At 72.8% G+C, this 10448-nt stretch carries 9 protein-coding genes; 2 read left to right on the forward strand and 7 right to left on the reverse strand.

Features of this window, described 5'->3' with window-relative positions:
* Nucleotides 1-153: 153 nt before the first annotated feature.
* The 3 genes from E0504_RS25185 to E0504_RS25195 all read right to left on the reverse strand — a co-directional run bounded on the left by E0504_RS25185 (nucleotide 154) and on the right by E0504_RS25195 (nucleotide 2364).
* Entirely contained in the window at nucleotides 154-522 is a 369-nt protein-coding gene (locus E0504_RS25185) for a WhiB family transcriptional regulator (RefSeq protein WP_020462464.1), read from the reverse strand.
* A gap of 784 nt (nucleotides 523-1306) precedes the next feature.
* Nucleotides 1307-1690, reverse strand: a complete 384-nt coding sequence (locus tag E0504_RS25190) for a rhodanese-like domain-containing protein (RefSeq protein ID WP_112106298.1) — start codon at nucleotides 1688-1690, stop codon at nucleotides 1307-1309.
* The gene (locus tag E0504_RS25195; protein ID WP_131625956.1) at nucleotides 1687-2364 is read right to left on the reverse strand and encodes a cysteine dioxygenase family protein; all 678 of its coding nucleotides are present in this window, start codon (nucleotides 2362-2364) and stop codon (nucleotides 1687-1689) included. Before E0504_RS25195 ends, E0504_RS25190 begins: the two co-directional genes overlap by 4 nt.
* A 622-nt stretch (nucleotides 2365-2986) precedes the next feature.
* On the opposite strand from E0504_RS25195, the gene E0504_RS25200 reads away from it, so the two are divergent.
* Nucleotides 2987-4825, forward strand: a complete 1839-nt coding sequence (locus E0504_RS25200; protein ID WP_243657611.1) for a GAF domain-containing sensor histidine kinase — start codon at nucleotides 2987-2989, stop codon at nucleotides 4823-4825.
* 74 nt (nucleotides 4826-4899) lie between these two features.
* Here E0504_RS25200 and E0504_RS25205 read toward each other — a convergent pair whose 3' ends face one another.
* The 3 genes from E0504_RS25205 to E0504_RS25215 all read right to left on the reverse strand — a co-directional run bounded on the left by E0504_RS25205 (nucleotide 4900) and on the right by E0504_RS25215 (nucleotide 7881).
* Nucleotides 4900-5559, reverse strand: coding sequence for a response regulator transcription factor (locus tag E0504_RS25205; protein WP_049795750.1), 660 nt, complete (start codon nucleotides 5557-5559; stop codon nucleotides 4900-4902).
* Between the two features lie 134 nt (nucleotides 5560-5693).
* Nucleotides 5694-6905 (reverse strand): MFS transporter, encoded by a 1212-nt coding sequence (locus E0504_RS25210; RefSeq protein ID WP_131625957.1) that lies wholly within the window; start codon nucleotides 6903-6905, stop codon nucleotides 5694-5696.
* Between the two features lie 106 nt (nucleotides 6906-7011).
* On the reverse strand, nucleotides 7012-7881 hold the full coding sequence (locus tag E0504_RS25215) for a rhomboid family intramembrane serine protease (RefSeq protein WP_071063700.1): 870 nt from the start codon (nucleotides 7879-7881) through the stop codon (nucleotides 7012-7014).
* A gap of 187 nt (nucleotides 7882-8068) precedes the next feature.
* Between E0504_RS25215 and E0504_RS25220 the strand changes: the two genes are divergently transcribed.
* Nucleotides 8069-9466: an MFS transporter gene (locus E0504_RS25220; protein ID WP_235014886.1), complete on the forward strand. Its 1398-nt coding sequence runs from the start codon at nucleotides 8069-8071 to the stop codon at nucleotides 9464-9466.
* Nucleotides 9467-9485: 19 nt separating this feature from the next.
* On the opposite strand, the gene E0504_RS25225 is transcribed toward E0504_RS25220, so the two are convergent.
* On the reverse strand, nucleotides 9486-9854 hold the full coding sequence (locus E0504_RS25225; protein WP_112108858.1) for a hypothetical protein: 369 nt from the start codon (nucleotides 9852-9854) through the stop codon (nucleotides 9486-9488).
* Nucleotides 9855-10448 lie beyond the last annotated feature (594 nt).

Consider the following 10448-nt stretch of genomic DNA (forward strand, 5'->3'; position numbering starts at 1 on the left):
TGCCCATCGCCGGAGGTCTCCGTCAATGCCTTCGTTACGCCGCTCACCGGCCTGTGGTCTCGATGTGGTGGCGTGAGGCGTCCGACGAGGACGGCCCGGTCATCGCCGGGGGGGACGATGACCGGGCCGGAGGACGTGCGGCCCGTGGCCGGGTCAGCTCGCGACGGCGATGGAAAGCAGGAGGCGGTCCGCGGCGGCGAGCGCGTCGTCCGCGCTGAGCCGGCCCCGCGGGACGAGGGCGGAGCGTTGGTCCGAGGTCAGCCCGCCCCAGACCCCGTGCTCTTCCTGGCGGAAGATCGCGGTGGCCAGGCAGGCCCGCTGCACCGGGCAGTCGGAACAGATCTTGCGGGCCCGGGTCTCGGCGGCCGCACGTGCTTTGGTGTTGCGCCCGTCCGGCGGGAAGAAGGCGTCCGGGTCGCCGTCGCGGCACGCGGCGTCCTGGCGCCAGTAGACGGGCCAGCCCTCGCCGAACGGCTGCGGCGGGAGGTCACGACCGGGAAGTACGGGTACGCCGGCACTCATCGGTTGCCTCCCTCGCGGACGGAATCGGACGGCGACAGGGACATGGGTGCGGCGGGGCTACCGACCGGTAGCATGCCGGGCTGACTGGGCATACCGTCTCCTGCTGACGTTGCAAAGGCGGACAGGTGCGCTGCGGTAACGCACGTCCGGCGTAGCGCCATACACCGGACAGGCGGGCCTACCAGCACGAGTCGAGAAGCCCCCAGGTGCTTCCCAACAGTGCGCCCGGCGTGTACTCGGAGCCCCGCTCGGAAACGATCCCGTCTCGTCTCGTTAACCGAGGAACGTAGACTTCTCTCGACCGGATAGCAAGGGTTCCGGAACGCCGACGTCCGGATCTCTCCGGGCCCCCCGATTGGTGGTGCTCCGGGGCGGCGGACCTCACCTTCCCAGGTCCATGGCGGTTACGTCACCGTTTCCGCGCGCGCTGTGCGCTAGGTCTCCCAGGCATACAAGCGGCTGCTGTACAGGCATTCTGTAGAGGCAGCAAGATCGGTGTGACGGCACCGTGGCGGTGAGATGTCGGTGCGGGGAGCGCCGGTCGGGCGCGGCCGGAGGCCGCCTCCGGAGCGGGTTGCCGGCAGGTAAAAAAGGTACAAAATGCCGCCGGATTCCGGATGTCGTCGCTCATCGGCCTTGAAATGTGCTCAGGACCACATGAGGGTACCGTGGGTTTGAAACGTATCAACGGCCGGCGGCCGGGCGGCCGGCGCTCAGCTCGGATCGGATCGGCCGGCGATCGACTCGAGCTCGGTCGGCGGTCCGCCGGTGGTTGGGCTGGAGATCAGCTGGTGGTCGGCAGGCCCGCCGCCGCCCAGGCGTGGAACCCGCCGATCACGTCGGTCGCCGCGGGCAGGCCCAGGTCCTGGAGTGAGGCGGCGGCCAGGCTGGAGGTGTAGCCCTCGGAGCAGATCACGATCGGCACGATGTCGTCGCCGGTCGCGAAGGGGGCCCGGGCTTCGCAGGTCGGGTCCAGCCGCCATTCGAGCACGTTGCGTTCGATCACCACGGCGGCCGGGATCGAGCCCTCGGCGGCCCGCTGGGCCGCCGGCCGGATGTCGATCAGGACGGCGCCGTCGGTCAGCGCCGCCGCGGCCTGCTCGGGGGTGAGGCGGCGCAGCCGGGCACGGGCCGCGCCGAGCATCGCGTCGACCCGGCTCTCGCTCATGCCGGGACCACCGCGGCCATGCCCCGCGACTCCCGCGACTCCCGCGACTCGCGGGGCATGGGCGGCTCCGTCCGCCGGGCGAGGTCCGGCGCGTACCGCAGCGGCAGCTCGGGCGGCGAGTAGGCGTGGATCGTGGTGGCCAGGCCGTGCCCGCGGTTGACGATGCGGTGGACGTGATCCGGCTGGAAGACGGCGAGCGCCCCCGCCCCGTGCCGGTGCGTCCGGGTGATCTGCCAGTCTGCCCCGCACTCGTCCTCGTCCACGGCGCCCTCGGCGACGGCCAGCGCCCCCAGCGCGCCGCCGTGATCGTGGATCTCCGTCCGCTGCCCCGGGTGCCAGCCGATGAGCCACACCTCGACGGCGCCGGACAGCAGCAGGCGGGTGTACCAGCGGCTGTCCGGGTCGTGCCGGACGAGCGGCCGCCAGGCGAGGTCGGCGCCCGCCAGCCGGGCGACCAGTTCGCGCAGGTCCGCGAGGCCGAGAGTCATCGGCTCGTCGACGAGAAACCGGTCCGGCACGAGTGGCGCGACGCCGGACGGCGCGGCGCCGGGTGACGTGGCGCCGGACGGCGCGGCGCCGGGTGACGTGGCGCCGGGCGGTGCGGCGCCGGGCGACGTGGCCTCGTGCGTGGCCGCCACAGCCGGACGGAGCAGCGCAGGGTGGATCAGCGGCATCGGTGCCTCCTTGCACGAGTGCCACGCGCGACGCGAGTGCTGGCGGGCGGACGTCACGCAGGTGACGCCATCGCGGACACGTCGAACGCATCGGTGGGTCGAACGCATCGGTGAGCGGAGTGAAGAGGCCTCGTGCCGACAGCCGGCGCCGGGCGCAGGCGGGGCGGCTCCCAACCGGCCGTCGACGTCTCCGGCTGACCGGCGCTTCCCGCGGACCGGCGCGCATGCGCGGGCGGGCCGCGGCCGGTGACCGGCCCCGGGGCATCGGGTGCGGTGGCTGGGATCAGCCCCCGGGGGTGCGGGCTGGTGGCTTCGGCGTGCCTCTTCAGGGCGCCCCGCGGCGTCAGGCCTTGCGGGGCGGGCGGGACGGGCCTGGCGGGCGGCGGGCAACAGCCCGCCGGCGGTCAGACCCGGGTCGTACAGGCCGCGGTGACGACCCTGCTCAGGTCGGTCACGCGGTCGCTGTGCAGCAGGAAGCCCGGTACGGCCATACGAGGGACTCTACGCCATCCCGGTGCCCCGTTCGTGGCAGGGAGGAGTTCGCCGGATACGCGGGGGAGTCCCCCGGGGGGGGTCATGCGCTCGTTATCGTCACGGGAGGCGATCGGACGGGAGGCATGGGATGGTCCAGACCGGCGCCGGCCGTTGCCTCAAGCCCGCTCCGAGGTCGGAGGTCTACGCGGTGCAGAGCCGGATGCGCGGCCTGCTCGACGCCGTGGTCGATGTCGCGCGCGAGCTGAGCCTGCCAGTGACGCTACGCCGGATCGCGCAGGCGGCCCGCTCCCTGGTGGACTGCGAGCTCGGCGCGCTCGGGGTCCTCGGCCAGGACGGCGCCATCACCGAGCTGATCGCGGTCGGCCCGGGGGAGGAGGTTCCCCGCGATATCGCCCGGATGCCGCCCGGCCGCGGCCTGATCGGCGAGCCCGGGGGCGGCCCCCACCCGGGCGGGAACGCGCCGCGGGTGGGCACCGCCGTCGTCGCGCCGGAGACGCTCGGCTTCCCGCCCGGCCGGCCTCGTTTCACCACGTTCCTCAACGTCCCGATCGCCGTCCGCGGGGAGGCGTTCGGCAACCTGTACCTGGTGGGCAAGCACGGACCCGAGTTCACCCAGGAGGACGAGGACCTGGTCGAGGCGCTCGCCGCGGCCGTCGGCTTCGCCATCGAGAACGCCCGTCTTTACGAGGCCACCCGACGGCGCCAGGCCTGGCTCACCGCGAGTGCCGAGATCACCACGGCGCTGCTGTCGGTGGCCGAGCCCGTCGACGCGTTACGGCTGGTCGCCCGGCGTGCCAGGCAGATCACCTCGGCCCTGCTCGCCGCGATCGTGCTCCCGGTGAACAGCGCGGAGGCGGCCCGGCCCGGCCGCTTCGGCGTCCAGCCCCGCCGGCCCGCCGCGCGGGCCGGCGCGGCCCCGAGGTCGCTGGAGGTGGCCGTCGTCGACGGTCCGCTCGCCGAGCAGCTGCGGGGGCGGATGCTGCCCGAGCGGGTCGGGCTGTTCAAGATCATGAAGGAGGGTCGGGCGGTGCTCGTCCCCGCTGTGCGCGCCGATCCCGCCGCGCACAGCCTGCTGGGCGAGGCCGTCGACGGCCTGGTGATCGGCACCGTGATGGTCATCCCGCTGCTGGCCGCCGGGCGGCCGCTGGGGGTGCTCATGCTCACCGCGGCCCCGGGCGCGGTCCCGTTCGACCAGCTCGACCTGGAGATGGCGGCGGCGTTCGCCGGCCAGGCCGCGCTCGCCCTGGAACTCGCCCGCGTGCAGTGGGACAGGGAACGCCTCGCGGTGTTCGAGGAACGCGACCGCATCGCCCGCGACCTGCACGACGTCGTCATCCAGCGGCTGTTCGCCACCGGTCTGCAGATGCAGGGCCTCGCCCGGGTGATCGACGAGGGCGCCGCGGTGCGGCTCAACGACGCCGTCCGCGAGCTGGATCAGACGATCGCCGACATCCGCCATACGATTTTCTCGCTGACGGCGTCCGCCGGCTCCGTCGACCTGCGGGCCGAGATCGCCGGAATCGTGTCGCAGGCCGAGCAGGCGCTGGGCATCCGGCCCACGGCCCGCATCGACGGCCCGGTCGACCGCGGTATCCCGGAGGTGATCCATCCGCACCTGCTGGCGGCCATCCGTGAGGCGCTGTCGAACATCGCACGGCATGCCCGGGCTACCCGCATCGAGGTGCTGGTGCGGGTCACCAACACCGACGTCTCGGTGCAGGTGCGCGACAACGGCTGCGGCCCGGGTGGCGCGTCGCGCAGCAGCGGCCTGACGAACCTGCGCCGCCGGGCGCTCGACCTCGGCGGCCGGATGGAGTTCGGCCCAGGCGAGGACGGCATCGGCACGACGGTGACCTGGCACGTGCCGCTGGTTCAGCCCATCCCGCCACCGTGCGCGCTGCCGGCCGGGGACACCCCCGCCCCGCGACTCGGCGTCGGGCCCGCGGAGGGGCCTGGTGGGCCCTGAACCGGTCCGGCGGCGCGGTGCTCCCCGTCAGGCGCCCCAGTGGCCAGTCAGGGCCGGGGCTCCCACGCCGGCTGTCAGGACGACAGCTTGGTGGCGAACACGGCCGCCTGCGTGCGGCTCTCCATCCCGAGCTTGGACAGCATGCTCGACACGTAGTTCTTGACCGTCTTCTCCGCCAGGAACATGCGGGCGGCGATCTGCCGGTTCGTGAGCCCCTCGGCGATCAGCGCGAGGATCCGCCGCTCCTGGTCGGTGAGGCCGGCGAGGCGCTCGTCCTCCACCGGCCCCTCGCGCAGCCGGAACAGCACCCGGGAGGTGACCGCCGGGTCGAGCAGGGACTGGCCGGCGGCCACCTGGCGCACCGCGTCGACCAGCGCGGTGCCCCGGATCTGTTTCAGGACGTAGCCCGCGGCCCCGGCCATGATCGCGGTGAACAGGGCGTCCTCGTCGTCGAACGAGGTGAGGATGAGGCAGGCGATCTCCGGATCGTGCGACCGGACGTGCCGGCACACCTCGATCCCGCTGCCCTCCTGTAGCCGCGCGTCCAGGACGGCGACGTCCGGGCGCAACATGATGATGTCCGCGATCGCCTCGTCGGCGCGCCCGGCCTCGCCCACCACGACGATGTCGGATTCCTCGGAGAGCAGGTCACGCAGCCCGCGGCGGACGACCTCGTGGTCGTCGAGAAGGAAGACGCGGATGGAGCCCGCCCGCGACTGCTGGGCGGGCGTCACGCCGGCCCCGGAACTGCCCGTTGATACCTCTGACACCGTTGACTCCGCCCGACCCCGCTGTCGTTGAAGAACGTCGCTGTATGTCACGTGCAGCATGCAGATTATAACTCTGGTGAACGGCTGGTTAGCCGGGTTCAATCGTTGTGTGGACGATGATCCACCAGTCGACCTGAGGAGAGCGGGCGGCGGCCGGTCAGCGCGGCCGAACCGATGAGAACACCGGCCCCCGCGGTCACCAGCAATCCGCGGTGCGCGCCCCCGCCGTCCACCAGACTGCCGGCGACCGGCGCCCCGACGGCTATCCCGCTGACGACCGCCATGGTGAGCCAGGCGAACCCCTCGGTACGCGCCCCGGCGCCGACCAGGCGCTCGACCACCGCGTTGCCGGTGATCAGGGTGGGGGAGATGGTCGCCCCGGCCAGCAGCGCGAGCGGGATCATCAGCTCGAGGGTCACCCCGGCCAGCGGCAGGGCCATCCCGACCGCCATCACGGCCGCGGCGAGCAGGAACCGGCCGGACAGGGGCCGGGTGTGCGCCCGCGCGCCGTACACGAGTCCGGAGACGGCCGACCCGGCCGCGAACAGCCCGAGCAGCATCCCGCCCACCGCGGCGAGTCCCTCCTCCCGGGCGAAGGCGACCATCGACACGTCCACCCCGCCGAACGCGATGCCGATGCACAGGAAGATCAGCAGGAGGGTGCGGGTGCCCCCGTCGCGCAGCATGCGGGCGCTGGCGGCCGCGCCGCCGCCGCGCGGCCCCGGATCGCTCTCCCGCAGCGCGATCAGCGCACCGGTGCCCGTCGCCAGGAAAACCATCGACGCGACCAGGCCGGCGGGCGGCGCGATCAGCACCGCCAGCAGCGTCACCAGGGTGGGGCCGAGGACGAACACCACCTCGTCGAGCGCCGACTCGAGCGCCAGCGCGGTGCCGAGCAGCTCCCCGCCGCCGAGCCGGGCACTCCACCGCGCGCGGACGCAGGCGCCCACCGGGGGCAGCAGACCGCCGGCGACCGCCGACGCGGTGAACCACACCGGACGCGGCGCGCCGGCGGTCACCGCCACGGTCAGCGTGGTCATCGCCGCCAGATGACCGGCCAGGCAGCCGGACAGCACCCGGGCCTGCCCGAACCGGTCGAGGGCCCGCCCGAGGCGCGGGGCGAGCAGCGCCTCACCGACGGCACCGGCCGCCGCGACCGCCCCACCCACCCCGTAGGAACCGGTCTCGGCCTGGACGAGCAGCACCGTCCCCACGGAGACCATGGCGATCGGGAGCCGGCCCAGGAACGCGGCGGGGACGAAGCGGGCGGCACCCGGCGTGGCCAGGGCGCGGTGATATGCGGTTGTCATAGCCGCACCAACGGTGCCGTATCGCCAGGCTCGTCACCAGCGGTTTTTCCCCACACCCGCAGGGTGGCCCGGGCGGGCCCGCCCCTGTGGGGCCCGCCCGCCGGGCTCAGCCGCGGTGACGGGGCCGCCGCTGCTGGCCGAATCCGGGTGGCTCACGCACCCAGCGATGCTGGACCGCCCGGCGCGGATCGGGCCCGGCCGCGCGCAGCCGCTGGACGAAGGGCGCGACCAGCACGGCCCCCACGACGAACCCGACCACGTGCGCGCCGTAGGCGACGCTCCCACCGTCGGCCACCCCGAAGCCGGTGAAGTACACGTACTGCAGCGCGAACCAGAACCCGAGCACGATCCACGCCGGCAGCCAGAACGGCAGGAAGAACAACACCGAGACCAGCCCGATGACCCGGGCGCGGGGGAACACGACGAGGTACGCGCCGAGCACCCCGGCCACCGCCCCGGACGCGCCGATCAGCGTGTCGGTGGTGTTCCCCTCGAACGCGGCGAAGCCGTACGCCGCCGTGAAACCGCAGGTCAGATAGAAGAGCAGGTACAGCAGCCGGCCCATCCGATCCTCGATGTTGTTGCCGAACACCCCGAGGAACAGCATGTTGCCGAGCAGGTGCAGCCAGCTGCCGTGCAGGAACATTGCGCTGAGCACCGACAGGGCCGGCGACTTGTCGAACGTCGGCGGTGACTCCTGCAGGCAGCCCACCCGGCCCCGCGCGTCCACCGCGAGCCGGCCGGAGTTCGCCACCGACAGCTGCTCGTTCGACAGCAGCTCCTTCGGGATCGCACCCCATTCCTGGAAGAAGCGCTGCTGCTCGCACGCGTTCTGCGTCCGTGAGGTCTGTACCCCGGCAACCGAGCTGACCACCGGCGTGAAGAACACGAAGATCACGACGTTGGCGGCGATCAGCAGCCAGGTCACGACCGGCCTGCGCCGCAGCGGATTGATGTCGTGAATCGGAATGACCACATCGGACATCCTGCCGTAGCCGGTCAGACCGCCGTATCTGGCCGGGTCGCCGCAGCCGGGCAGGCCGCCCCCGGCCGGTCAGACGGCCACGAGCGGTGCGGCGCCGGCCGTCCACCGCGGTGGGATGCGACGCTCCTCACCTCGGTCTCGTTATCGCCGGCCTCTGGGTGGGGGGCAAGGTAGGGGCATGTCCGCCGCTGGCTCTGCCGACCTACCGGGAGGAGCCGCCTCCGGTGGCCCGGACACGGGGACCACGGCGGACGCCGCCGCCCCGCCCACCCGCGCGGCCCCGGTTCAGCCCCCAGCCGGCCGGGCCCGGCGGCGCCCGTCGACCAGCCGCCGGGCGGGGTTCGTCCTCGCGACGTACGCCTTCGTCGTCACCATGCTCGGCACCACCCTGCCGACGCCGATCTACCCGCTCTACCGTGAGCGGTTCGGTTTCTCCCAGCTCATGGTCACCGTGGTCTTCGCGACCTACGCCGTCGGCGTGATCGCGGCCCTGCTGCTGTTCGGACGGCTCTCCGACCAGGTCGGCCGCCGCCGTGCGCTGCTGCCCGGCCTGCTCGCCTCGGCCGCGAGCGCCGCGGTCTTCCTGCTGGCGGACAACGTCGGCGTCCTGCTCGTCGGTCGGGTGCTCTCCGGCCTGTCCGCGGGCGTGTTCACCGGGACGGCCACCGCGACGCTCCTCGACCTCGCGCCACCGCACCGGCGGGGACGCGCCACCCTGGTCGCCACCATCGCCAACATGGGCGGTCTGGGCTGCGGCCCGCTGCTGGCCGGCCTGCTCTCCCAGTACGCCCCCAACCCGCTGCGGCTGACCTTCGTGGTCGATCTGGCGCTGCTCGTCCCGGCCGCGGTCGGCATCTGGCTGATGCCCGAGACCGTCGAGGTGACAGGCCCGGCCCGGCTGCGCCCACAGCGCCCCCGGGTGCCACCGAGCGCCCGGTCGGTCTTCGTCGGCGTCGCGCTGGCTGCCTTCGCCGGATTCGCCGTCCTCGGCCTCTACACGGCCGTGGCACCCGCCTTCCTGGGCGCCGTGCTGGATCCGCCGAACCGGGCCATCACCGGACTGGTCGTCTTCGCGGTCTTCGCCTCCTCCGCCTGCGGCCAGGCCTCGCTCGACGTCGTCACCCGCCGGCTCGCCGCACCAGGACGTCCGCCCGAGCGCATCGGGCTCACCGTCGGCTGCGCCGGGCTGGTGCTGGGCATGGGCGTGCTCGCGCTGGGCCTGGCGACGTCGTCGGTCGCTGGCCTCGTGATCGGTGGCGTGATCTCCGGAGCGTCCCAGGGGATCGCCTTCCGGGCCGGCCTCGCCGCCGTGAACGCGGCCTCCCCGGCCGACCGCCGCGCCGAGGCCGCCTCCGCCTTCTTCGTCGTCGCCTACGTGGCGCTCTCACTGCCGGTCGTCGGGGTCGGCCTGCTCGTCGAGCTGACGAGCCTGACCACCGCCGGCCTGGTGTTCGCCGCGATCGTGGCCGCCCTGGCGATCGTCGTCCTGTCCCTGCTGCGCACCGGCGCCGGCGCCGCAGCTGCTGGTGGTGCCGCTACCGACGGGGCGGTCCCGGTACCGGCGCGGGACCGGTGAAGGGCGGGCGGCGGCTCCGCTACCGCCCGATCGCGGCGTCGGCGGCGGCGATGTCCTTGTGGAAGCGCTTGTGTATCCGCAGCTTCTCGCCGGTCGCCTCCGTCGTCCCCCACAGACCGCTGACCGGCCCCAGAACGGTCTCGCGGGGCAGGCGCGCGAGCGGCGCGTCTCCCTTCGGCTTCGTTGGCACGAGCTTGCCGGCCCTGAGCACCAGAATGCTCTGGTCCGTCACGACCACGATGCGGTAGTCGATCCAGAAAATGATCAACATGGTGAGAAGGAAGAAGTACGGGGTCGGCCCGGTCTGCGCCTGTAAGACGTGCTGCACGGTCTCACCTGGGGCGAGATAGGGCTGGGCGCGCGCGGCGAGTTTGTCACGGAGAGCCATCGTCACTGGTCCTGACTGTTTGTCGAAAAGCAAATATCCGAGATGATCGGACTAGTCCGGAAACTCTAGCGCGGCGCGGTCTCCCCGCTGCTCGGGGGTGGTGCTGGAATCTTTTTCGCATCGCCGAAAACCCTCGTCTCGTATGTTCCCGCAGGTGGAGATGGTGGGCCGTCCTGCTCGCACCCGGGCACGCCACCGGACGAAGGCGGTGACGTCCCCGCCCGACAGCCCGAATAGCCGTCCGGTGTCGTGAAGTTGACAGGATCGCTGGAACGGCTGATGATCGCTGGAACGGCCAAGATCTCGGAACCCTGCGCAACGCTCTCCTCTGGCAGGACGAGCGCGCGAGGAGCGCGTCGGCGATCAGGTAGCCCGCGATGCGGTCGCCGCCGTGCTCACTTGCTGGAAGAGACTCCCCACATGAGACACCCGCTTAAGAGCGCGCCGCGCTCGACGGCGGAACCTCGTAGTCCGGTTCCGGTTCCGGAACTGGGTGTGGTGGGGGTCGGAATGGTGGCTGTGTGTCGTGGGATATTTTCCACCCCGAGGCGGTGTTGCCTGATGGTTCATCGCCACCCCCTCCCGCCGTGCCAG

It is taken from the genome of Parafrankia sp. BMG5.11 (genome assembly GCF_004337455.1).